At 57.5% G+C, this 21855-nt stretch carries 23 protein-coding genes; 7 read left to right on the top strand and 16 right to left on the bottom strand.

Features of this window, described 5'->3' with window-relative positions:
* Nucleotides 1-65 precede the first annotated feature (65 nt).
* A complete protein-coding gene (gene cueR, locus SK62_RS15605) occupies nucleotides 66-476 on the top strand; it encodes a Cu(I)-responsive transcriptional regulator (protein ID WP_017383222.1) in 411 nt (136 codons plus the stop codon).
* Here cueR and SK62_RS15600 read toward each other — a convergent pair.
* The 3 genes from SK62_RS15600 to SK62_RS15590 all read right to left on the bottom strand — a co-directional run bounded on the left by SK62_RS15600 (nucleotide 473) and on the right by SK62_RS15590 (nucleotide 2845).
* Nucleotides 473-925: an NfeD family protein gene (locus SK62_RS15600; RefSeq protein ID WP_015571238.1), complete on the bottom strand. Its 453-nt coding sequence runs from the start codon at nucleotides 923-925 to the stop codon at nucleotides 473-475. The genes cueR and SK62_RS15600 overlap by 4 nt on opposite strands.
* Entirely contained in the window at nucleotides 922-1836 is a 915-nt protein-coding gene (locus tag SK62_RS15595; protein ID WP_003858941.1) for an SPFH domain-containing protein, read from the bottom strand. Before SK62_RS15595 ends, SK62_RS15600 begins: the two co-directional genes overlap by 4 nt.
* A 154-nt stretch (nucleotides 1837-1990) precedes the next feature.
* Nucleotides 1991-2845 carry a hypothetical protein gene (locus SK62_RS15590; protein ID WP_015571236.1) on the bottom strand — a complete coding sequence of 285 codons (855 nt, stop codon included), beginning with the start codon at nucleotides 2843-2845 and terminating at the stop codon, nucleotides 1991-1993.
* A gap of 142 nt (nucleotides 2846-2987) precedes the next feature.
* Here SK62_RS15590 and fetA point away from each other — a divergent pair, with 142 nt between their 5' ends.
* Together fetA and fetB are read left to right on the top strand one after the other, a co-directional pair.
* Complete coding sequence (gene fetA / locus SK62_RS15585; RefSeq protein ID WP_015571235.1) at nucleotides 2988-3659, top strand: iron efflux ABC transporter ATP-binding subunit FetA; 672 nt, start codon at nucleotides 2988-2990, stop codon at nucleotides 3657-3659.
* Complete coding sequence (gene fetB / locus SK62_RS15580) at nucleotides 3652-4434, top strand: iron efflux ABC transporter permease subunit FetB (RefSeq protein ID WP_047051105.1); 783 nt, start codon at nucleotides 3652-3654, stop codon at nucleotides 4432-4434. Before fetA ends, fetB begins: the two co-directional genes overlap by 8 nt.
* 51 nt (nucleotides 4435-4485) lie before the next feature.
* On the opposite strand, the gene SK62_RS15575 is transcribed toward fetB, so the two are convergent.
* The 3 genes from SK62_RS15575 to tesA are packed head-to-tail and all read right to left on the bottom strand — an operon-like array spanning nucleotide 4486 to nucleotide 6821.
* On the bottom strand, nucleotides 4486-5340 hold the full coding sequence (locus SK62_RS15575; protein ID WP_045327640.1) for a co-chaperone YbbN: 855 nt from the start codon (nucleotides 5338-5340) through the stop codon (nucleotides 4486-4488).
* 58 nt (nucleotides 5341-5398) lie between these two features.
* Nucleotides 5399-6208, bottom strand: a complete 810-nt coding sequence (locus SK62_RS15570) for an SDR family oxidoreductase (protein ID WP_006809829.1) — start codon at nucleotides 6206-6208, stop codon at nucleotides 5399-5401.
* On the bottom strand, nucleotides 6189-6821 hold the full coding sequence (tesA, locus tag SK62_RS15565; protein ID WP_003858933.1) for a multifunctional acyl-CoA thioesterase I/protease I/lysophospholipase L1: 633 nt from the start codon (nucleotides 6819-6821) through the stop codon (nucleotides 6189-6191). Before tesA ends, SK62_RS15570 begins: the two co-directional genes overlap by 20 nt.
* Here tesA and ybbA point away from each other — a divergent pair.
* The 3 genes from ybbA to SK62_RS15550 all read left to right on the top strand — a co-directional run bounded on the left by ybbA (nucleotide 6792) and on the right by SK62_RS15550 (nucleotide 11217).
* Nucleotides 6792-7478, top strand: coding sequence for a putative ABC transporter ATP-binding protein YbbA (gene ybbA / locus SK62_RS15560; protein ID WP_023315548.1), 687 nt, complete (start codon nucleotides 6792-6794; stop codon nucleotides 7476-7478). The genes tesA and ybbA overlap by 30 nt on opposite strands.
* Complete coding sequence (gene ybbP / locus SK62_RS15555) at nucleotides 7475-9889, top strand: putative ABC transporter permease subunit YbbP (RefSeq protein ID WP_017383227.1); 2415 nt, start codon at nucleotides 7475-7477, stop codon at nucleotides 9887-9889. The genes ybbA and ybbP overlap by 4 nt, the downstream gene beginning before the upstream one ends.
* A gap of 182 nt (nucleotides 9890-10071) precedes the next feature.
* On the top strand, nucleotides 10072-11217 hold the full coding sequence (locus SK62_RS15550) for a porin (RefSeq protein ID WP_017383228.1): 1146 nt from the start codon (nucleotides 10072-10074) through the stop codon (nucleotides 11215-11217).
* Between the two features lie 122 nt (nucleotides 11218-11339).
* On the opposite strand, the gene mnmH is transcribed toward SK62_RS15550, so the two are convergent.
* The 5 genes from mnmH to ppiB form a co-directional block, all read right to left on the bottom strand.
* Nucleotides 11340-12410: a tRNA 2-selenouridine(34) synthase MnmH gene (gene mnmH, locus SK62_RS15545; RefSeq protein WP_015571228.1), complete on the bottom strand. Its 1071-nt coding sequence runs from the start codon at nucleotides 12408-12410 to the stop codon at nucleotides 11340-11342.
* Between the two features lie 84 nt (nucleotides 12411-12494).
* A complete protein-coding gene (gene purK, locus SK62_RS15540; protein WP_048249670.1) occupies nucleotides 12495-13562 on the bottom strand; it encodes a 5-(carboxyamino)imidazole ribonucleotide synthase in 1068 nt (355 codons plus the stop codon).
* On the bottom strand, nucleotides 13559-14068 hold the full coding sequence (purE, locus tag SK62_RS15535) for a 5-(carboxyamino)imidazole ribonucleotide mutase (RefSeq protein ID WP_006809824.1): 510 nt from the start codon (nucleotides 14066-14068) through the stop codon (nucleotides 13559-13561). Before purE ends, purK begins: the two co-directional genes overlap by 4 nt.
* Nucleotides 14069-14187: 119 nt before the next feature.
* Nucleotides 14188-14910, bottom strand: a complete 723-nt coding sequence (gene lpxH / locus SK62_RS15530; RefSeq protein ID WP_047718964.1) for a UDP-2,3-diacylglucosamine diphosphatase — start codon at nucleotides 14908-14910, stop codon at nucleotides 14188-14190.
* 3 nt (nucleotides 14911-14913) lie between these two features.
* Nucleotides 14914-15408: a peptidylprolyl isomerase B gene (gene ppiB, locus SK62_RS15525; protein WP_000256009.1), complete on the bottom strand. Its 495-nt coding sequence runs from the start codon at nucleotides 15406-15408 to the stop codon at nucleotides 14914-14916.
* A 175-nt stretch (nucleotides 15409-15583) separates the two neighbouring features.
* On the opposite strand from ppiB, the gene cysS reads away from it, so the two are divergent.
* Nucleotides 15584-16969 (top strand): cysteine--tRNA ligase, encoded by a 1386-nt coding sequence (cysS, locus tag SK62_RS15520; RefSeq protein ID WP_017383232.1) that lies wholly within the window; start codon nucleotides 15584-15586, stop codon nucleotides 16967-16969.
* Between the two features lie 91 nt (nucleotides 16970-17060).
* Here the strand turns inward: cysS and SK62_RS15515 are convergent, their stop codons facing one another.
* The 5 genes from SK62_RS15515 to folD form a co-directional block, all read right to left on the bottom strand.
* Complete coding sequence (locus SK62_RS15515; RefSeq protein ID WP_032647481.1) at nucleotides 17061-17582, bottom strand: metal-dependent hydrolase; 522 nt, start codon at nucleotides 17580-17582, stop codon at nucleotides 17061-17063.
* A gap of 73 nt (nucleotides 17583-17655) precedes the next feature.
* Nucleotides 17656-18672 carry a Mal regulon transcriptional regulator MalI gene (gene malI, locus SK62_RS15510; protein WP_023303216.1) on the bottom strand — a complete coding sequence of 339 codons (1017 nt, stop codon included), beginning with the start codon at nucleotides 18670-18672 and terminating at the stop codon, nucleotides 17656-17658.
* A gap of 83 nt (nucleotides 18673-18755) precedes the next feature.
* Nucleotides 18756-20255 carry a PTS transporter subunit EIIC gene (locus SK62_RS15505; RefSeq protein WP_023303217.1) on the bottom strand — a complete coding sequence of 500 codons (1500 nt, stop codon included), beginning with the start codon at nucleotides 20253-20255 and terminating at the stop codon, nucleotides 18756-18758.
* Between the two features lie 282 nt (nucleotides 20256-20537).
* On the bottom strand, nucleotides 20538-20750 hold the full coding sequence (gene ybcJ, locus SK62_RS15500) for a ribosome-associated protein YbcJ (protein WP_015571224.1): 213 nt from the start codon (nucleotides 20748-20750) through the stop codon (nucleotides 20538-20540).
* A 2-nt stretch (nucleotides 20751-20752) separates the two neighbouring features.
* Entirely contained in the window at nucleotides 20753-21619 is an 867-nt protein-coding gene (folD, locus tag SK62_RS15495) for a bifunctional methylenetetrahydrofolate dehydrogenase/methenyltetrahydrofolate cyclohydrolase FolD (protein WP_006809817.1), read from the bottom strand.
* Nucleotides 21620-21855: the final 236 nt, after the last annotated feature.

Below are 21855 nucleotides of genomic sequence, written 5' to 3'. Positions count from 1 at the left end.
CGCAGTACCTTAAGGGGCTGCGCCTGTCAGAATCCCACCATCAAGGGGAAGGTCAAGGGGGAAATGTGAATATCAGCGATGTTGCGAAAAAAACCGGCTTAACCAGCAAAGCGATTCGCTTTTATGAGGAAAAAGGGCTGGTGACGCCACCGTTGCGCAGTGAGAACGGCTACCGCAGCTATACGCAGCTGCATCTTGATGAACTGACGTTACTCCGCCAGGCAAGACAGGTAGGATTTAACCTTGAAGAGTGCGGCGAGCTGGTTAACCTGTTTAACGATCCGAAACGCCACAGTGCCGACGTGAAAAAACGTACGCTGGAAAAAGTGGCGGAGATCGAACGCCATATCATCGAATTACAGGCGATGCGTGAGCAACTGTTACAGCTGGCAGAATCCTGCCCGGGAGATGACAGCGCCGAGTGCCCGATTATCGACAATCTTTCCGGCTGCTGCCACCGTAAAACCCACGCCTAACAGGCTTTAACCCGCAGAGTAATGCCTTCCACCGCAATGACCTCAACCCGCGTGCCGGCGCTGAGGTCATCGTCGGCCACCACCGGCCACGAACTGTCCCCCACGCGCATATGACCGCGTCCGTTGATCAGCGCGTTATCAAGCGTAAAGCGTCTACCCACGATCTGCTGCCCACGCTGGTTGAGGTGCGCGTCGACCGGCTTCTGCGCCTTCACCCGTTTGTTCAGCCAGCGCCACCACAGCCAGGCGGCCAGCAGCGTCAGCACGGCAAACAGCGCGCCCTGCCACTCCCAGCCGACAGGCAGCAGCCAGACGACCAGCCCGGTAATCACCGCGGCAACCCCGCTCCACAGCAGATAACCGTTGCCGCCAAGCATCTCGGCGGCCAGCAGTAAGCCGCCAAGGCTTAGCCAGAACGCATGAGGATGTGCAACGATGAGCTCTATCATTTTTTACGCTCGTTTCCGCCGTCTTTGATCAACTCGGCAATTCCGGCGATAGATCCCATCAGACTGCTGGCATCCAGCGGCATCATTACCACCTTGCTGTTGTTCGCGGAGCCGATCTCCTTCAGCGCATCGGTATATTTTTGCGCGACGAAGTAGTTCACGGCCTGGATATCCCCGGCGGCAATCGCCTCGGAGACCATTTGCGTCGCGCGGGCTTCCGCTTCTGCCGAACGTTCACGCGCTTCCGCCTGGAGGAAGGCAGACTGACGGTCGCCCTCGGCTTTCAGGATCTGCGACTGTTTTTCCCCTTCCGCTTTCAGGATTTCAGCCTGACGCACCCCTTCGGCTTCAAGAATATAGGCACGCTTGGTACGCTCGGCCTTCATCTGCGCGTTCATGGAAGCAATCAGCTCTGCCGGTGGGCGCACGTCGCGGATCTCAATGCGGGTCACTTTGATCCCCCACGGATTGGTGGCTTCATCCACAATGTGCAGCAGGCGGGTATTTATGCTGTCGCGCTGGGAGAGCATTTCGTCCAGCTCCATTGAGCCAAGCACGGTACGGATGTTGGTCATGGTCAGGTTGACGATCGCCAGCTCCAGGTTGCTCACCTCATAGGCCGCTTTCGGCGCATCAATCACCTGAATAAAGCAAACCGCATCGATGGTGACGTTGGCGTTATCCTTGGAGATGACTTCCTGGGAAGGGATATCCAGCACCTGCTCCATCATATTGATCTTACGCCCAATTCTGTCCATGAACGGGACGATCAGGCTTAAACCCGGCTGAAGAGTATTGGTGTAGCGACCGAAGCGTTCGACGGTCCACTGGTAACCCTGCGGGACAATTTTGACGCCTGCGCCCACGATAACCAGCGCAACGAATATAAGGACAGGAACAACGATGAGCATAAAAACCTCCTGTTTTGCATGCCGTAACGAGAAAAACTGCGTATTTGTTGAACGTAAGTATATCGGCTAACGAAGAGGATTTCGCCCCTGTAAAGAGGTGGGAACCGGACTGGCAGAAATAAAACGCCCCGTTCGGAATGCGGGGCGCAAAACGTTACTTTTCAGACCAGGTATAGCTGAAGTCGGTGATAAACCCATCCCCGGCGTCAGCGATGGCTTTTGATAAGCCCTGATAGTATTTTTCCAGGCCGATGGCCTCTATCTGCTGGATCTGCTCGCGAACGGGAGCGCAGAACAATACCGCATTGCCCGCCCCGACACGTTTGTTGTTCGGCGGCAGATCGCCGGTAATCGCCTTAAACCAGGTTCTGATCCCTTGCTTTAAGCTGTGCGGCGCTTTTGTAAGATCCTCCTGGCCGGTCAGCACCTGTAGGGTAGGGAATTCATTAGCATTGACGGCGGTTTTCATACGCGCAAAGAACGCGGTAAAAAGCTCAAAAGAGCCGAGATCCGTGACGCGAGGCTTGGTGGTTTTTCCGTTTTTATTGCCCATTTTTCCGGCAGGGGCTGTAGGCGCCGGAACCACATTGACCTTATGCAGATCCAGACCAAACAGCAGATTGCAGTGCGCCCGGCGCTCTTTAAGCGGATAGGACATCAGCACGTCAATAAACGCCGTCGCCTTCACATCGGCCAGATCATGGTTAATCAGCCATTGCGAGCGGGCAAATTCCGCAGGGGAAACGAACCAGTCCGGCACCTCAGTAAAGCGTCTGGATTTACCCTTGCCGTCAAACTCGAGAAAGTAAGCTCCATCATCGAAAGCAAAATAGCAGTTTTTAAAGCTACCGATTGTGGTGTTAACGATGAGCGCCTTCTTAACAAAATCGACCACCTCTGCACCCATGACAAAACGCGTGAGTTCAGAAGAATTGATGACTTCCATTAATGTTTCCACATCAGGAACACCAGGCTTCAGGGAAGAGAACTCATAAAAGATATGTGTCATGTTGCTGACTTCCTGTAGTTATAGAGGTGACAATTAGCGAGCAAAAAGTTTAACACTTGCTATAGGTTAAGGCTATTCGCGCTGCGTAGCGGAAAGGATTATGCTAAAGGCTGTTCTTATTACAGCGGTTAATGGAATCGGAATGAATAATAAAAAAAATCTTCTGGATATCAGGGATGTTGGCTTTCGTGTGGGTGATAACACCATCCTTCAGCACGTCGATTTTTGTCTCTCTCCGGGCGAATTTAAACTGATAACTGGCCCCTCCGGCTGCGGCAAAAGCACCCTCCTGAAAATCGTGGCTTCGCTACTGAGCCCAACGGAGGGAACCATCCTGTTTGCAGGAAAAGATATCGCCACGCTTTCACCGGAAAGCTATCGCCAGCAGGTGTCATACTGCGTGCAAACGCCGTCCCTGTTTGGCGACACGGTGTACGACAATCTGGTTTTCCCCTGGCACATCCGCAACCAAACGCCTGATCCAAAAAAGTTTACCGACGATCTGACCCGGTTCGGGCTTTCGCCGGAGACGCTGACCAAATCGATCGCCGAACTGTCGGGAGGGGAAAAGCAGCGCGTCTCGCTGATCCGTAACCTGCAATTCTTGCCGAAGGCGCTGTTGCTGGACGAAATCACCAGCGCGCTGGATGACGCTAACAAGCGCAACGTCAATGACATTATCCATCGCTACGCCCGGGAGCAGAATATTGCCGTGCTGTGGGTGACGCATGATTCAAATGAAATTACCCATGCGGATGATGTCATCACGCTCAGGCCGCAGGGCGGGAAAATGGAGGAGGCTCATCGTGGGTGAACATAACATAACCAACGAATCGCTGGCGCTGTCGATGGTCCTGGTGCTGGTGGCGATTGTGGTCAGCTACCGGGAAAAGCTGGGGCTGGAAAAAGATATTCTTTGGAGTATCGCCCGCGCGGTCATTCAGCTCATCATCGTCGGCTATGTGCTGAAATACATCTTCAACGTCAATCATGCCGTGCTGACCCTGTTGATGGTGCTGTTTATCTGCTTTAACGCGGCATGGAACGCGCAGAAACGCAGTAAATACATCGATAAAGCGTTCATCTCGTCGTTTATCGCCATCACTACCGGGACCGCATTAACGCTGGCGGTGCTGGTGCTTTCCGGCTCGATAGAATTTACGCCGATGCAGGTGATCCCTATTTCCGGGATGATTGCGGGCAATGCGATGGTGGCGGTCGGGTTGTGCTACAACAATCTGGGGCAACGGTTCAGCAGTGAACAGCAGCAGCTTCAGGAGAAGCTAAGCCTGGGCGCGACGCCGAAGGTGGCCTCGGCGAGGTTGATCCGCGACAGCATTCGCTCTTCGCTGATCCCAACGGTGGATTCCGCTAAAACCGTGGGTCTGGTGAGCCTGCCGGGCATGATGTCGGGGCTGATTTTTGCCGGTATCGATCCGGTAAAAGCCATTAAATACCAGATTATGGTGACGTTTATGCTGCTCTCTACGGCGAGCCTGTCCACCATCATTGCCTGCTACCTGACCTATCGGAAGTTTTACAACGCACGCCACCAGCTGGTGGTGACGCCGTTGAAAAAGACGGGGTAATATCGGCTTTTGTAGGCCCGGTAAGCGTTAGCGCCACCGGGCATTTTTTTGCTAGTAGAGCAACGCGTACAGCTGACGACGATATTTCGACGCCAGCGCGTCACCGGTACCCAGCGCGGCCAGGATCTCCTGGAACATCTTCCGCGCCTGTCCGTCTGCGGCGCCCAGGTCCTTCTGAAGATGGCTAAACAGCAGCTCCAGCGCCTCTTCGTTACGCCCCACCTGGTGAAGCTGAAGCGCCAGCTGGCTTGCCAGCGCGGCATCTTCCGGGTTGTCCGCAACCTGCTGCTGAAGCTGCTGAATTTCAGGGGTATCGGCCGCCTGTTTCAGCAGGTCAATCTGCGCCACCAGACCCTGATAACGGGTATCCTGATCCTGCATCGGCACCGTTTTCAGCACGGCTTCCGCGTCTTCAGGGCGGTGCAGCGCAATCTGGGTTTCTGCCAGCAGCAGACCAATCTGGCTGTTCTGGTTCGACAGTTGCCACGCGTCTTTTAACAGCGGCAGCGCCTCGTCGTACTTGCCTTCCTGCATCAGCGCCATGGCTTCCTGCGCTTTCAGCTCTTCTTCGCGCGGCAGAACTTTATCCAGCAGGGCGCGGATCGCCTCTTCCGGCTGCGGCCCCTGGAAGCCATCCACCGGCTGACCGTTCTGGAACAGGTAGACGGTTGGGATCGCGCGCAGGCCAAACTGGGAAGCCACCATCGGTTCGGCGTCACAATCCAGCTTCGCCAGAATGAACTGACCGTTGTACTGCGCGGCAAGGCTTTCCAGGACCGGCGTCAGTTGCAGGCAGTGTTGGCTGCGTTCAGACCAGAAGTAGAACAGCACCGGTTTAGTCATTGACTGTTCGAGCGTCTGTTGCAGGTTAGCTTCAGTTATGTTGACGATATTCTGTACGGACATGCGGCATTCTCTTTTATCGGTTTACTCTTTACATGGGGGTAAGCGTCGTCGCTTCAACTCAACCCTGCAAAATTTTGTCCATCATCCGCCCCGGCAGCAGGCGTTTCAACCAGCCGACGGCATGGGTTACCAGCGTGACCGGATAGCGCATTTTAGGGGTATCGCTCTCAAACGCGTGGCGCACTTTGGCAACCACGGCTTCTGGCCCAAGCGTAAAACGCGCCGCGATACCGGGGTTTTCGACCGGTTTGTCCGCCTGCGTCTGGTTAACGTTTTCCGTAAAGCGGGTGCGGATCGGGCCCGGTTCAATCAGGCTGACCTTAATACCGCTGTGGCGCAGCTCCATGCGCAACGCATCGGACCAGGCTTCAAGCGCATATTTGCTGGCGGCGTAAGCCCCGCGGCCCGGCGTGGAGATCAGGCCCATAACCGAGGAGGTCATCACGATGCGCCCTTCGCCGTGCGGCAGCATGGCGGGGAGAAGGCGCATGGTAAGCTGATGCGCCCCGAAAAAGTTTGCGGAGAACTGCTGCTCCAGCTGTTCCCGTGAGAGCGTCTGTAGCGGGCCGTACACGCCATAGCCCGCATTGTTGAACAGACCGTAAAGACGGTTGTTGGTCAGGGCGATAACCTCATCGGCGGCCTGCTCCACGCTCTCTGGCGAATCGAGATCCAGCAGAATGCCGGTAAATCCCAGCCCTCGCATGCGTTCGACATCCTCGGGTTTGCGGCAGGCTGCCAGTACCCAAAACCCCTGACGTTTCAGTTCAAGGGCGCTTTCAAGGCCAATTCCGCTGGAACATCCTGTTATTAAGACCGATTTTTGCATAACTTTACCTGTCAGGTTCTCAGCTGTTTGACGAGTCATGTTTTACTAAAGGAGCCAGCCGGGTTGCCATCCAGTCGGCAATAAACGGCTGGGCATCGCGATTGGGGTGAATGCCATCATCCTGCATCCACTGGGGTTTCAGATAGACCTCTTCCATGAAAAATGGCAGCAGCGGAATATCAAACTCTTTGGCAAGCTTAGGATAGATCGCACTAAACGCCTCATTATACCGACGGCCGTAGTTGGCGGGCAGGCGAATTTGCATCAGCAGCGGCTGGGCATTGGCGGCCTTAATGGTCTGCAAAATGGTCCGCAGCGTTTGCTCCGTTTGCTGAGGCTGGAAGCCGCGCAAACCATCATTACCGCCCAGTTCAACCAGCACCCAACGCGGTTGATGCTGCTTAAGCAGGGCAGGCAGGCGCGATAAGCCTTGCTGCGACGTATCACCGCTGATGCTGCCGTTCACGACAGACGCCCGGGACTGCCATTTATCATTGAGCAGGGCGGGCCAGGCCGCACTGGCGGCCATACGATAGCCCGCGCTCAGGCTGTCGCCCAGAATCAATAACGTGTCCGCAGCCGCCGCGCGGAAGGTCATCAGCATCAAAAACAGGAAGGGCAAATGCCAGCGGAAAACATTGTTGAAGTTCATCGTCTTAAGAAGTCCGTCGGTCAGGGAGAACACGAGCTTTCCATCCTCACCGGAGTTGAACTCGTTGTCAAACGTGCCGAAACCATCGCCCTGATTGGCGAATCCGGTTCCGGTAAATCCACGCTGCTGGCCATTCTCGCCGGTCTGGACGATGGCAGCAGTGGGGAAGTGAACCTGGTCGGCCAGCCCCTCCACGCGCTTGATGAAGAGGCCCGCGCCGCGCTGCGAGCCCGGCATATCGGGTTTGTCTTTCAGTCATTCATGCTGATCCCGACGCTGAACGCGCTGGAAAACGTTGAGCTGCCCGGCCTGCTGCGCGGTGAAAATACCCGTGAAAGCCGCGATCACGCGAAGGCGTTGCTGGAACAGCTGGGGCTGGGCAAACGTCTCGACCATCTTCCGGCACAGCTTTCCGGCGGTGAGCAGCAGCGCGTGGCGCTGGCCCGGGCGTTTAACGGGCGCCCGGAAGTGCTGTTTGCCGATGAACCCACTGGTAACCTTGACCGTAAAACCGGAGACAAGATTGCCGATCTGCTGTTTTCCCTCAACCGCGAGCACGGCACCACGCTGATTCTGGTTACCCACGATCCGCAGCTGGCCGCCCGCTGCGACCGCCGCCTGCGGCTGGTGAACGGTATTCTTCAGGAGGAAGCATGATTGCCCGCTGGTTCTGGCGCGAGTGGCGCTCGCCCTCGCTGCTGATTGTCTGGCTGGCGTTGAGCCTGGCGGTGGCCTGCGTGCTGGCGCTCGGTAGCGTCAGCGATCGTATGGAGAAAGGGCTTAGCCAGCAGAGTCGGGAATTTATGGCCGGGGACCGGGCTCTGCAAAGTTCTCGCCCCGTGCCGCCGGGCTGGATTGAGGAAGCGCGCAAAGAGGGGCTGAAGGTAGGGGAGCAGATCACCTTTCAGACTATGACCTTTGCGGGCGACACGCCGCAGCTTGCAAGCGTAAAAGCCGTGGATGACATCTACCCGATGTACGGTGACTTACAAACCAGCCCGCCGGGGCTAAAACCGACGGCCGGTACGGTCCTGCTGGCATCGCGACTGATGGCGCTGCTGAACCTGAAACCCGGCGACAGTATCGACGTCGGCGACGCGACACTCAAAATTGCCGGGGAAGTGGTGCAGGAGCCCGACTCTGGATTTAATCCGTTCCAGCTTGCGCCGCGCCTGCTGATGAACAGCGCTGATGTGGCGAAAACCAACGCCGTCCAGCCGGGAAGCCGTGTCACCTGGCGGTATAAGTTTGGCGGGACGCCTGCGCAGCTGGAGGCGTACGAAAAATGGCTCCTGCCGCAGCTCAAGCCGGAACACCGCTGGTACGGGCTGGAGCAGGATGACGGGGCGCTCGGCAAATCCCTCGAACGTTCCCAGCAGTTCCTGCTGCTGTCGGCGCTGTTAACTCTGCTGCTTGCCATTGCGGCGGTTGCCGTGGCGATGGGGCACTACTGCCGCAGCCGTTACGATCTGGCGGCGATCCTCAAAACCCTCGGCGCGGGCCGCGCGCAGCTGCGCAAGCTGATTGTCGGCCAGTGGCTGATGGTGCTGGCGTTGTCGGCTCTGACCGGCGGGGCGATAGGGCTGCTGTTTGAAAAGCTGCTGATGGTGCTGCTCAAACCGGTACTCCCCGCCGCATTACCGCCTGCCAGCCTCTGGCCGTGGCTGTGGGCCATCGGCGCGATGACGACGATCTCCCTGCTGGTAGGGTTACGCCCGTACCGGCTGCTGCTCGCCACCCAGCCGCTGCGCGTGCTGCGCCGCGATGTGGTGGCCAGCGTCTGGCCGCTGAAGTTCTACCTGCCGGTGATTATTGCGGTGGCGGTCGGGCTGTTGGCCTGGCTGATGGGCGGCAGTACGTTGCTGTGGGCGGTGCTGGCGGGCGCGGTGGTGCTGGCGCTGCTGTGCGGCGTAGTGGGCTGGATACTGCTTAATGTCCTGAGAAAGCTGACAGTTAAATCACTCCCCATACGGTTAGCGGTTAACCGACTGCTGCACCAGCCGTGGTCTACCCTCAGCCAGCTCTCGGCATTTTCGCTGTCGTTTATGCTGCTGGCGCTTCTGCTGGTGCTGCGCGGGGATCTGCTGGATCGCTGGCAGCAACAGCTTCCGCCGGAAAGCCCGAACTATTTCCTGATCAACATTGCTCCCGAACAGGTGACGCCGCTGAAGGGTTTCCTGTCTGAGCATCACATTATTCCGGAATCGTTCTATCCGATCGTGCGCGCCCGCCTGACGCAGATCAACGGCCAGTCGACGGAGGGAAATAAGGATGAATCGCTCAATCGCGAACTCAACCTGACCTGGCAGGCGAAACGTCCGGACCATAACCCGATCGTTGCCGGCACCTGGCCGCCGAAAGCGGGGGAAGTGTCGATGGAAGAGGGGCTGGCGACACGCCTGAACGTGAAGCTCGGAGACAGCGTGACCTTCACCGGCGATACCCAGGATTTCACCGCCAAAGTCACCAGCCTGCGCAAAGTGGACTGGGAAAGCCTGCGACCAAACTTCTTCTTCATCTTCCCGCCGGGTGCGCTGGACGGACAGCCGCAGAGCTGGCTCACCAGCTTCCGCTGGGAAAACGGCAACGGCATGCTGACGCAGCTTAACCGGGAATTTCCGACGGTGAGCCTGCTGGATATCGGCGCGATCCTCAAACAGGTCGGGCAGGTGCTGGAGCAGGTGAGCCGCGCGCTGGAGGTGATGGTAGTGCTGGTGACCGTCTGCGGCGTGCTGTTGCTGCTGGCGCAGGTGCAGGTGGGCATGCGTCAGCGTCATCAAGAGCTGGTGGTCTACCGCACGCTGGGAGCCAGTAAACGGCTGCTGCGCGCCACGCTGTGGAGCGAATTTGCTCTGCTCGGTCTGGTGGCGGGCCTGGTGGCGGCCATCGGGGCGGAAACCGCGCTGGCGGTACTCCAGAGCAAAGTCTTCGACTTCCCGTGGGAGCCCGACTGGCGGCTGTGGCTCACGCTGCCCGTCTGCGGCGCCGTGCTGCTGTCCCTGTGCGGCGGCTGGCTCGGAACCCGGCTGTTGAAAGGTAAAGCGCTATTCCGCCAGTTTGTCAGCTAGTTTACTGACGTGATGATGACGCACCGGCATTTCTGCTGGTGCGTCATCGCTTAACGGCACAAATTGTTAATGCCCCTGCATTTAGTAGCACAAAACATTAAAAACCCGCCCACACAGCCCGAATTTTTCCGGTTAATATTCACCAGCTAAATATTTAGCAGCGTGTCTATCAAGGAAAAAGAATGACTATAAGAAAAACAGCGCTGGCGACAACGATCGGCGCAGCAGTGGCATTGGCTTCTTTCGCATCTCAGGCGGAAATCACCCTTCTGAAACAGGATCCGCAGGCGGGTAACCCGCTGAGCCGCCTGAACTTCACCGTTGGCGGCAGTATTCGTCCTCAGTTCCAGAATATGACCGGTGATGACGGCAAAAACAGCTACAAGCGCAACGGCTTTGACGGCGGCACCCGCTTCCGTTTCGCTGCGGATTACTACCTGTTCGATGACATCAGCTGGATCAGCTACTACGAGCTGGGTGTGAACATTCCGGCGCAGTTCAACTGGGATCATCACTACGCCGACGGCGCGCACGACACCTCTCGTCGTATGCTCTACACCGGTCTGAAGAGCGACACCTGGGGTACGCTGACCTTCGGTCAGCAGAACAGCGTGTACTATGACGTAGTGGGCGCAAAAACCGATATCTGGGACTACGACATGATTGGTCAGGCGCCAGGTAACGGGATCAACGGCGACTATGACGGCTCTTACCGTTCACGCCAGATGCTGAAGTACAAGAAAACTGTGGGCGATGCTGACATCTACGCCTCTTACCTGTTTGAAGACAGCGAATACCTGCCGGGCAACGGCCTGCGTTACAAACGTAAAGGCGGCGGTTCACTGGGTATCGATTATCACCTGACTACCGATCTGACCTGGGGCGCAGCGTGGAACTACACCCGCGCGGACATGCGTAACCCGGACAACGGCGACAGCAAATCCTACGACCAGAACATCCTTGGTACCGCCCTGAGCTGGACGCCGGATAACTGGACCTTCTCCGCAGGCGGCGGCTGGTATCAGAACTTCCTGACCACCAAAAAAGTGTCCGTTAACGACTACTTCGCCGGTGATGCATGGGGTATTGAATACTTTGCGGGTTACAAGTTCCCGGTTGGTCAGTATGCGGTGAAATCCATCCAGCCGTACTTCATGGGCGACCGTATCGAGTACGTGAATGGCCGTAACTACCAGCGCATCGACAACGGCGTGGGTATCAGCTTCCAGCTGGATTACGGTTTCCGCGTGGATTACGAACACGTGTTCACCTCCAGCACCGACAACCTGGGCGACATGAACCTGGTGCGTCTGCGTTACGACTTCTAAGTTGTCATGTAGGGTGCGGCCTGATGCCCTCACCCTGACCCTCTCCCACGGGGAGAGGGAAAAAACATTAAAAACGGCAACCCAGGTTGCCGTTTTGCTTTTACCTCGCCACCCGGCTTTTTTCAGCGATCGAGCCACTCAGCAATTTCTTCGTACGTCCCGCGATACACAATCTTCTCCGCCTTTTTCTCCAGCTGATAGCCGTACATCGGGTCGTAATAGTCCTTCAGCAACGGCACAAGCCAGCTGAAGTGCGCGTCAGTGCTGCCAGTACGCTGTTGCTCGACAAGCGCGGCATCCAGCAGGGCGGTAAATTCCGCAAAGCGTTGCAGCCCCAGACGGCGACGAATGGCGTACAGGCCGTGATGCAGATATTCGCTGTACGCTTTCCAGCCCGCCTCTTCACCGCAGGCGGCAGAAAAGTCGGCCCACATGTGGACGAAATACTCTTCGCGCAGGCGCTCAAGACGGATCTCAAACGGATCCTCGACCACCACGACAGGCGCTTCAGCCATGCGGTCGCGCAGACACTCCGGCAGGTGGTTGGAGCCAATCATCCGGCCCTCGTCTTCAAGCACCCAGCGCGCGGCGTCTTTTTTCAATAGCTCAACCGCAAGGTGATTCTCGAAGCTCGCCTGAGAAAGCTGCGGGGTGAGCGTGCGACCAAACGACGAGCCGCGATGGTGCGCCAGCCCTTCCAGATCGATGCCCTGTGCATGCTGCTTCACCAGCAGCGTTTTACCGTTACCGGTACAGCCGCCGATAAGCACCATCGGCTTTTGTGACTGCTCAATGGTCACCTGAATCGCCGTCTGACGCAGGGCCTTATAGCCGCCGCGGATCAGCGGGTAGTCGATGCCCGCCTCTTTCAGCCAGGCCTGGGAGATGTGTGAGCGCTGGCCACCGCGCGCGCAGCAAAGGTAGCCCTCAGGATGGGCAAGGCTGGCTTCCCGCCAGGCGCTGATGCGCGCCTCGCGCGTCTCGCCGTTGACCAGGCTATGGCCGAGCGCCAGCGCGGCGTCCGGACCCTGGCGTTTATAGCAGGTGCCGACGGCGGCACGCTCGTCGTCGTTCATTAAGGGCAGGTTGAGTGCGGCGGGCATCGCACCCTGGGCAAATTCGATCGGCGCGCGAACGTCGATTAAAGGGGTATCGGACGCGAGGATCGCGCGATAGTCCGTTCCATCGTTCATGGTGGTTCCAGAAGAAAACTGAGCAGCAATGGGCGGGGATTGTACGCCGGGGAAGGGGAAGGTCAACTCCCCGGCGAGGGATACTTACTTCAGTTTTGACTGCGCCCAGACAATACCGCTCGCATATTCTGGCGGCAGCAGGGGAACAATCGCTTCCAGCGTGGCGCTCAGGCGGTCCGTGTCGGTATCGTTCAGGTTCAGATGGCCGACCTTACGCCCCGGACGCACCTCTTTGTCGTACCAGTGCAGGTGCACCAGCGGCAGCTTCAGCCAGTTGTAGTTCAGATCGGTACCGATCAGGTTGATCATCACCGACGGGCTGGTCACCACCGGCTGCGGCAGCGGCAGATCGGTGATGGCGCGCAGGTGCAGCTCGAACTGGCTGATGGAGGCGCCGTTTTGCGTCCAGTGGCCGCTGTTGTGCACGCGCGGCGCAAGTTCGTTGATCAGCAGACCCGACGGCGTGACGAAACACTCCATCGCCATCACGCCCACATAGCCCAGCTCATGCATAATAGCAGAGAGCATCTCTTCCGCCTGCGCCTGCTGGTCAGCATTGGCCTGCGGGAAGGCGACGCTGGTGCGCAGAATCCCGTCCTGATGCAGGTTATGCGTTAGCGGGTAAAAAACGGTGTGCCCGTCATGCCCGCGCGCGCCAACCAGCGACACTTCACCGCTAAAGTTAATGCCCTGCTCAACAATGCACTCGCCGTAGCAGTCGTCCGGCAGCTCGGCGGTGTCGTTCGCGCGCAGGCGCCACTGCCCGCGGCCGTCGTAGCCGCCGACGCGACGCTTCACAATCGCCAGGTCTCCCAGCATCGCAAACACGTCATCCCACTCGCGCTTATCGGAAAGCAGCTGCCACGGCGCGGTCGCGAGGCCGAGCTTGTCGAAAAGCTGATTTTGCGTGAGACGGTCGGCAATGATCGGGAAGACGTCGCGGTTCACAAAGGCGTTATGGCGCGCCAGCTCGCGGGTCAGGGCGGTTTCCGGCCAGCGTTCAATTTCGGCGGTGATCACGCTCTGATGGAACGGCACGGCTTCCGGCTCGGCATCCAGTCCGACGGGCCAGACGGCAATACCCAGCGGCTCACCGGCCTGACGTAGCATCCGGCCAAGCTGACCATTACCAAGAACGCAAACCTGCTTCATGCTGCACCCCGCGGATCCGGGTTATCCAGCACCTCATCGGTCTGGGCTTTACGCCACTCCGCCAGACGCTGGTGCAAATCTTTATCATGCGTCGCCAGGATCTGCGCGGCCAGCAGGGCGGCATTTGCCGCACCTGCTTTACCAATCGCCAGGGTACCGACAGGAATACCGCGCGGCATCTGGACGATAGAGTAAAGGCTATCCACCCCGCTTAACGCGGCGCTTTGCACGGGAACACCCAGTACCGGCACCAGCGTTTTGGCGGCAATCATGCCCGGCAGATGTGCTGCGCCGCCCGCACCGGCAATGATCACCTCGTAACCGTTCTCTTCGGCGCTTTCGGCGAAGCTGAACAGTTTATCCGGCGTACGGTGCGCGGAAACCACTTCGACGTGGTGCGGAACATTCAGGATTTCAAAGATTTCGGCGGCGAACTGCATGGTAGCCCAGTCGCTTTTGGACCCCATCACGATGGCGACACGCGCCGGATTATTGCGGGAAGACATGCGTCTTAAAACTCCTGTGGTGCGGAACACACTGCTTTCGAGGGCACAGAGAATAGCATGTAATACCGGCAAGGAAAACGGTTGCGTGGTCGGGAAATGAGCGAAAAGACGGGGAGGCGTTAAAACGGGAAGGCGATCAGTTCGACACCTTCCGGCGTAACTTTGACCATCGATCCTTCGCTGTGCCAGGCGCCTAAAACCACGCGATGGGCGGGCTCGCCGTTGGCGATAAGGGAATGCACATCGGGACGATGGGTATGGCCGTGGATCAACCACTGAACGCGATGCTTCTCCATCACCTTCACCACCGCCTGCGGATTGACGTCCATGATGGTCATCGTTTTGCTGCTGTTGGCGGCCTTGCTGCCCGCGCGCATTCTGGCGGCGATGCGGTTGCGGATAAACAGCGGCAGGGCGAGGAACACTTTCTGGATCCACGGGGTGTGAACTTTGGCGCGAAACGCCAGGTAGCCGGTATCGTCAGTGCAGAGCGTGTCGCCGTGCATGATCAGAATATTGCGGCCATAGAGGTTGAGCACCTGCTCTTCCGGCAGCAGCGTCATACCGCTCTCGCGGGCGTAGCGCTGGCCGATCAGGAAATCACGGTTGCCGTGAATGAAATAGCAGGGGACGCCGGAATCCACCAGCACTTTAATGGCCGCAGCTATCTCACGGTGCAGCGGGTTCGGATCGTCGTCGCCTATCCAGGCCTCAAACAGGTCGCCCAGAATGTACAGCGCGTCGGCGCTTTTCGCTTCACCGCGTAAAAAACGCAGAAAACCGGCGGTTATCGCCGGTTCTTCTGTTTGCAGATGCAGATCCGCAATAAAGAGTGTCGCCACGAATTACTCGCTGACGGTCACGCTTGTGATCACAACGTCTTCTTTAGGAACGTCCTGGTGCATACCGCTGCGGCCAGTAGAAACGGCTTTGATCTTGTCGACCACGTCCATTCCTTCAACCACTTCTGCGAATACGCAGTAGCCCCAGCCTTGCAGACTTTCGCCAGAGAAGTTCAGGAAGTCGTTGTCTGCTACGTTGATGAAGAACTGTGCGGTCGCAGAGTGTGGCGCCTGAGTACGGGCCATTGCCAGCGTACCACGGGTGTTTTTCAGGCCGTTGTTCGCTTCGTTTTTGATCGCTTCTTTCGTCTCTTTCTGGCGCATGCCAGGCTCGAAACCGCCGCCCTGGATCATAAAGCCGTTGATCACACGGTGGAAAATAGTGTTGTTGTAGAAACCTTCGCGGCAGTAGTCCAGGAAGTTTTTAACTGTTTCAGGCGCTTTGTCATCAAAGGTTTTGATTACGATATCGCCATGATTAGTGTGGAAAGTAACCATTTTTGCATCCTGTTCCGTTATTGTGGTGCGTCGACCCGTGCTCGGGTCACATATAGGGGCTTGTTATAGCATAACCACAGGACACGATCACCTTGCATTGTGTGCTGACCGTACTCCGAATTATGGGTATTATAAGGAACAAACAATCCACACACGTGTTTACATGGAATCTTCGATGTTAAAAATCTTTAATACAATGACGCGCCAAAAAGAGGAATTTAAACCTATCCATGCCGGGGAAGTCGGCATGTACGTGTGTGGTATTACGGTTTACGATCTCTGTCATATCGGCCATGGCCGTACCTTTGTCGCGTTCGACGTGGTGTCACGCTACCTGCGCTTCCTGGGCTATAACCTGAAGTACGTGCGCAACATTACCGATATCGACGACAAAATCATTAAACGTGCTAATGAAAATGGCGAAAGCTTTGTCGCGCTGGTGGATCGCATGATCGCCGAAATGCACAAGGATTTTGATGCCTTAAATATTCTGCGCCCGGACAGCGAGCCGCGTGCGACCCACCATATCCATGAAATCATTGATATCACCCAAAAGCTGATCGAGCGCGGTCACGCCTATGTGGCGGACAACGGCGACGTGATGTTCTCGGTGCCGACGGACCCAACCTACGGTGCGCTTTCCCGCCAGGATCTGGACCAGCTCCAGGCCGGTGCGCGCGTGGACGTGGTGGACGTGAAGCGTAATCCGATGGACTTCGTGCTGTGGAAGATGTCCAAAGCGGGCGAACCGAGCTGGCCATCCCCGTGGGGCGAAGGGCGTCCGGGCTGGCACATTGAATGTTCCGCGATGAACTGCAAACAGCTGGGCAACCATTTCGACATCCATGGCGGCGGTTCGGATCTGATGTTCCCGCACCATGAAAACGAAATCGCGCAGTCCACCTGTGCACACGGCGGCGAGTACGTGAACTACTGGATGCACTCCGGGATGGTGATGGTTGACCGCGAGAAGATGTCGAAATCGCTGGGTAACTTCTTCACCGTGCGCGACGTGCTGAAGTATTACGACGCGGAAACCGTGCGCTACTTCCTGATGTCTGGCCACTATCGCAGCCAGCTGAACTACAGCGAAGAGAACCTGAAGCAGGCTCGCGCTGCGCTGGAGCGTCTGTATACCGCCTTGCGCGGCACCGATAAATCTGTTCCGGCCGCAGGCGGTGAGGCGTTCGAGGCCCGCTTCGTTGAGGTCATGAACGACGACTTCAACACCCCGGAAGCCTACTCCGTGCTGTTCGACATGGCGCGTGAGGTGAACCGCCTGAAGTCAGAAGATATGGCGGCTGCCAATGCGCTGGCGTCTCATCTGCGTAAGCTCTCTTCCGTGCTCGGCCTGCTGGAGCAGGAGCCGGACCTGTTCCTGCAAAGCGGCGCGCAGGCGGACGACGGTGAAGTGGCGGAAATTGAAGCACTGATCAAAGCGCGTCTCGAAGCGCGTCAGGCGAAAGACTGGGCGGCGGCGGATGCGGCGCGTAACCGTCTGACCGAGATGGGCATTATTCTGGAAGACGGCCCGCAGGGAACCACCTGGCGTCGTAAGTAGGTCCGTAACGCCCGGTGGCGCTAACGCTTACCGGGCCTACAAAATCACGACCGTAGGCCGGGTAAGGCGTAGCCGCCACCCGGCTTTTCTTTTACCTCCGCCTCCACCACAGCAACCCCATCAGCACCATCCCCGGCAGCCACACCCACAGCAGTTCTGAAATGATTACCTGATGCCCGTACGGCGTGGTGTAGCGTGACAGCGCAAACGGCGCGACCTTGATCACCTGCCACGGCGCAAAGAAGCGTTCATCAGACCATGGCCACAGCCAGCCGACGCCTTTCCCGCCTGTCGTTATTGAATCCAGCAGGCTGTGCGACAGCAATGACACGGTTAAAAACAGCCAGCAGCGCGTCAGGCTGGCCCTGAACCAACGTCGGCCTGCCAGCACGCAGAGTATCGGCACCACCAGGGCAAACAGTAGCGAATGAGTGAAACCGCGGTGGCCGAAAATATTCCCGTAGGCGACACCGAATTTAAACGCCAGTACGTCGGCATCGGGCAGCATGGCGAGGACGATCCCGGCAAACAGCAGGCGGGGTGGGATGACTTTGGTTCCGAGCCCTAAGCCCAGACACAGAGGTACGGCAGCGTGGGTGATAATGGTAGGCATTGCATTTATCCATGGCAAATCATGGGAATATAGCAGCAGATCCGCCGCAGCAAACCTGTGCTAAATTCTGATTTTACGCCGATTCCCGCGCGATAAGCTGCCCGGAGAGGGTAATGCGCTGCGTTTGCAGATCCGGCTCTTTCAGCCTGCGGATCATCAGCCCTGCCGCCTGGCGGCCGGTCTCTTCGCTGGCAGACGAAACGTAAGTCAGTGACGGCGACGTGAGATTAACGTGGAGCATATCTTCAAAACCAATCAGCGCCACCTGCTGGGTTAAAAACACGTCTTTACCCACCGTGCGCCCCACCTGGTGAATACCTGAGATTGAACCGATCATCGCGTCCGGTGAATGGCAGAGCAGGGCGGTAATCGTGTTGTTCTTCTCCAGCAGCTGACGAGTCGCCATGGCCGCCGCCTGCGTGTCATCGGTGCAGGCGGGAGAATATTCCTCACGCCAGACCAGGCCGCTCTGCGTCATCGCGCTGCGAAAACCAAGCAGGCGCTGCTCGCGGATACGGCACCCGTCGCGCCCGCCAATGTAGGCGATGTTACGGTGCCCGCGCTCGATAAGATAACGCGCGGCCAGGTTCGCCGCCTGGCGGTTATCGCGCATCACCAGGTTGCATTTCTCTTCCAGCAACGACTGCGAAACCGCCACAAGCGGCAGCGGGCAGTGACGAATGTGTTCCGGAAGAGAGGCGGCGCGGGTGTCCGACGCCAGGTAGATGACGCCCGCCACGCCCTGCTGCTTAAATGAGAGCAGGGTACGCTCAAGATGTTCGCCGTCGTTCAGCGGCTGACCGAGAAATACCATATAACCCTGTTTCTCCAGCTCCTGAACGATGCTCGCCATCACCTTGATGGAAAAGCTGTCGCTGAAGTCGCGCAGGATCAGGCCGATTAAGTTGGAGGTGTTGGCGCGAAGATTGGCAGCGGCGACGTTATGAACATAGCCCAGCGTTGTGATGGCGGCATTGACCTTCCCGATCGTCGCCTCTGAGATCTTCCCTTTCTGGCGCAGCACCAGCGAAACGGTAGAAACCGACACGCCCGCATGCTTTGCGACATCAATGATGCTGACTTTCTTCAAAACCGCTCCCTGAAATTTCCCGATTATCAGCCAGATAAGAGGCGTCCCCCAGCGTACAGGAGACGCCTCCTTCAGGCATCTTATTATTTGCCAATCATCGTGGACATGGTCTGGGCGATAAACTGTGCTCTGGCCCCGAAAATCACCTGTATTCCGTTATCGCCAACGAACACCACGCCGCGCGCGCCAAGCCCGTTCAGCCCGTCCCGGTCCACCGCTTCGCTCTTCGCCACTTCCAGACGCAGACGCGTGATGCAGGAGCCAACGGAATCAATGTTCTGCGCACCGCCCAGCAGGCCGATGATTTCGGTGGCAAGTTCGGAATCGGACTTGTCATTCGCGCTGGCGGTCACTTCGGTGCGGCCCGGCGTCTTCACGTCGAAGCGACGGATCACGAAGCGGAAGGTGAAGTAGTAGATCAATGCCATTGGAATGCCGATGATAATGGCGCTCAGGAAGTTGGTCTGATAGCCGTTAAACGACGGCAGGATCCCGAACGACAGGTAGTCGATAAAGCCCGCCGAGAACGACTTGGCGATGTGCGCATGCAGCAGGTACATGGTCATGTACGCCAGGCCCGCCATGATGGCGTTGAAGACGTAAAGGATCGGCGCCACGAAGATAAAGGTGAACTCTACCGGCTCGGTGATGCCCGTCAGGAAGCAGGTGAGGGCCGCAGAGAACAGAATACCGGCCGCGATTTTCTTATTCTTCGTGTGCGCTTCGTGGTACATCGCCAGACACGCCGCGGGCAGTGCGAACAGCATCAGCGGGAACTCGCCCTGCATGAATTTCCCGGCGTTCTGGTAGGTGTCGCTGCTGAAGGATTTCACTCCCTCTTCCAGCATCTTGAACCAGATGGTCTGGTCACCGTGGATCACCTGACCCGCCTGGGTAGTGTAATCCCCGAAGGAATACCAGAAGGATGGATACCAGATATGGTGCAGGCCGAGCGGGATCAACGCGCGCTCCACCAGCCCGAAGATAAAGGTCGAGGCCGCCTGGTTATCGCCGTTTACCACCACGGACAGGGCGTCGATCCCGGATTGAATATGCTGCCAGACGTACGGCAGCAGCAGGCCGAGCAGGAACGACAGAAACGCCGTCGCAATCGCCACAAAGCGCTTGCCGGAGAAGAAGCCGAGGAACTCCGGCAGCTGCATGGTGTGGAAGCGGTTGTAACACCAGGCCGCAAGAATACCGCAGATCAGGCCGCCAAAGACGCCCATCTGCAACGTCGGAATGCCAACGACCATGGCGTATTTGCCGCCCTGAGAGGCCATTTCCGGCGTGATGTTCAGCACGGTGCTGATGGTGATGTTGGTGACAAACACGGAGACCGCCGCAGAGAGTGCGGCAATGCCGGATTCCGAAGCCAGTCCGACGGCAGAGCCGATGGCGAACAGCATCGGCAGGTTATCAAAGATAACCCCGCCGGCGTTCATCATCAGCGGCAGATGGAACTTATCGCCGAAGGCCAGCAGCAGGCCCGCAGCGGGAAGCAGTGAAATTGGCAGCATTAAGGCGCGACCAATCATCGATAACTTAGACAGCGATTTAACAAACCCTGATATCAGGCTCATGCTGATTTCCCCCGAGTAGCGCTTTTTCGCGCTGTTATTTTTAAGTAGAACGTTTTAGTAGAACGTTCTACTTATCGTGGGGAAAGTCTGAAAATCGCGCAACTTAATTTTCACATTTCGCCAGAGGGAATAGTGATTATTTGAAGTTGATCGATAATTAACCGTGATGGGTGTGAGGGGATTGTGAGAGAAATTGCCGGGTGGCAGCTTCGCCTTACCCGGCCTACAAACGGAGACAGTACGCAGGCCCGGTAAGCGCAGCGCCACCGGGCATCAGACAGCTCAGGCCGTCACGGTCACGCTTTGTCCTGCGAAGCTCACGGTCTGACCCGCGACAATTTTGCAGCGCTTGCGGGTTTCCACCGAGCCGTCTACTTTTACCTGCCCGTCGGCGATGACGATCTTTGCCTGCGCGCCGCTTTCGCTCCAGCCTTCCAGCTTCAGCAGATCGCACAGCTCAACGTGCGGGTGTTTACCTAAAGAAAAAGTTGCCATGATTACGCGTCCTCTACGTCGTGATACTCCTCGCACGCCTGCAAGGTATTCTGAATCAGTGTTGCTACCGTCATCGGGCCTACGCCGCCCGGGACCGGAGTAATATAGGATGCGCGCGCTGCGGCATCTTCATACACCACGTCGCCGACCACTTTGCCGTTTTCCAGACGGTTAATACCCACGTCCACGACGATTGCGCCCTCTTTGATCCACTCGCCCGGAATAAAGCCCGGCTTGCCGACCGCAACGATCAGCAGATCGGCGTTTTCGACGTGGTGACGCAGGTTTTTGGTGAAGCGGTGGGTGACGGTGGTGGTGCAGCCCGCCAGCAGCAGCTCCATGCTCATCGGACGGCCCACGATGTTGGAGGCGCCAATTACCACGGCGTTGAGGCCGTAGGTATCGATGTTATAACGCTCCAGCAGCGTCACGATGCCGCGCGGGGTACACGGACGCAGGCGCGGCGCGCGCTGGCACAGGCGGCCCACGTTATACGGATGGAAACCGTCAACGTCTTTGTCCGGCGCGATGCGCTCCAGCACCTTCACGTTGTCGATGCCCGCAGGCAGCGGCAGCTGAACCAGGATACCGTCGATCTCTTTATCGGCATTCAGGGTGTCGATCAGTTCCAGCAGTTCCGCTTCGCTGGTGGTTTCCGGCAGATCGTAAGAGCGGGAGACGAACCCCACCTCTTCACACGCTTTGCGTTTGCTGCCGACATAAATTTGCGAAGCCGGGTTGCTGCCAACCAGCACAACGGCCAGCCCGGGGGCGCGAAATCCGGCGGCTTTACGCGCCTTCACTTTTTCCGCAACCTCAGAGCGCACCTGCTGCGCAATCGTTTTACCGTCAATAATCTTTGCTGCCATCAGAGAGAAGATTCCGTCTGTAACGTTAGAAAGGGGGGATTGCCTGTATTTTGTCAGAAGCGAGCGCCGCTGTCAGTCACCCTTTACGAGATTTCATCGATGGCCCGCAAAACCCCTTCTCAGGGCATGGTCAATTTCTTAGAGGCGATTAGGATGTGACCTGGCAAAATGGCAGCGTTTTGACATATTACGAAATAGATTCCTGAGCTACTTTGTCCTCTCCGAAATAAGCCTTC

Source organism: Enterobacter sp. BIDMC109, from assembly GCF_001037885.1.
GTDB lineage: Bacteria > Pseudomonadota > Gammaproteobacteria > Enterobacterales > Enterobacteriaceae > Enterobacter > Enterobacter hormaechei_C.
The sequence above is the reverse complement of the archived record's forward strand: the minus strand, read 5'-3'. Positions and strand labels throughout refer to the sequence as shown.

What these genes read in the sequence shown, in the direction of transcription:
- SK62_RS15550 (WP_017383228.1), top strand. Translation starts at nt 10,072, where the DNA reads ATGACTATAAGAAAAACAGCGCTGGCGACAACGATCGGCGCAGCAGTG.
- tesA (WP_003858933.1), bottom strand. Translation starts at nt 6,821, where the DNA reads ATGAACTTCAACAATGTTTTCCGCTGGCATTTGCCCTTCCTGTTTTTG.
- ybbA (WP_023315548.1), top strand. Translation starts at nt 6,792, where the DNA reads ATGCCAGCGGAAAACATTGTTGAAGTTCATCGTCTTAAGAAGTCCGTC.
- SK62_RS15505 (WP_023303217.1), bottom strand. Translation starts at nt 20,255, where the DNA reads ATGAGCCTGATATCAGGGTTTGTTAAATCGCTGTCTAAGTTATCGATG.
- ybcJ (WP_015571224.1), bottom strand. Translation starts at nt 20,750, where the DNA reads ATGGCAACTTTTTCTTTAGGTAAACACCCGCACGTTGAGCTGTGCGAT.
- folD (WP_006809817.1), bottom strand. Translation starts at nt 21,619, where the DNA reads ATGGCAGCAAAGATTATTGACGGTAAAACGATTGCGCAGCAGGTGCGC.
- purE (WP_006809824.1), bottom strand. Translation starts at nt 14,068, where the DNA reads ATGTCTTCCCGCAATAATCCGGCGCGTGTCGCCATCGTGATGGGGTCC.
- purK (WP_048249670.1), bottom strand. Translation starts at nt 13,562, where the DNA reads ATGAAGCAGGTTTGCGTTCTTGGTAATGGTCAGCTTGGCCGGATGCTA.
- SK62_RS15575 (WP_045327640.1), bottom strand. Translation starts at nt 5,340, where the DNA reads ATGTCCGTACAGAATATCGTCAACATAACTGAAGCTAACCTGCAACAG.
- SK62_RS15595 (WP_003858941.1), bottom strand. Translation starts at nt 1,836, where the DNA reads ATGCTCATCGTTGTTCCTGTCCTTATATTCGTTGCGCTGGTTATCGTG.
- fetA (WP_015571235.1), top strand. Translation starts at nt 2,988, where the DNA reads ATGAATAATAAAAAAAATCTTCTGGATATCAGGGATGTTGGCTTTCGT.
- cysS (WP_017383232.1), top strand. Translation starts at nt 15,584, where the DNA reads ATGTTAAAAATCTTTAATACAATGACGCGCCAAAAAGAGGAATTTAAA.
- SK62_RS15515 (WP_032647481.1), bottom strand. Translation starts at nt 17,582, where the DNA reads ATGCCTACCATTATCACCCACGCTGCCGTACCTCTGTGTCTGGGCTTA.
- SK62_RS15570 (WP_006809829.1), bottom strand. Translation starts at nt 6,208, where the DNA reads ATGACTCGTCAAACAGCTGAGAACCTGACAGGTAAAGTTATGCAAAAA.
- ppiB (WP_000256009.1), bottom strand. Translation starts at nt 15,408, where the DNA reads ATGGTTACTTTCCACACTAATCATGGCGATATCGTAATCAAAACCTTT.
- SK62_RS15590 (WP_015571236.1), bottom strand. Translation starts at nt 2,845, where the DNA reads ATGACACATATCTTTTATGAGTTCTCTTCCCTGAAGCCTGGTGTTCCT.
- ybbP (WP_017383227.1), top strand. Translation starts at nt 7,475, where the DNA reads ATGATTGCCCGCTGGTTCTGGCGCGAGTGGCGCTCGCCCTCGCTGCTG.
- SK62_RS15600 (WP_015571238.1), bottom strand. Translation starts at nt 925, where the DNA reads ATGATAGAGCTCATCGTTGCACATCCTCATGCGTTCTGGCTAAGCCTT.
- mnmH (WP_015571228.1), bottom strand. Translation starts at nt 12,410, where the DNA reads ATGAACGATGGAACGGACTATCGCGCGATCCTCGCGTCCGATACCCCT.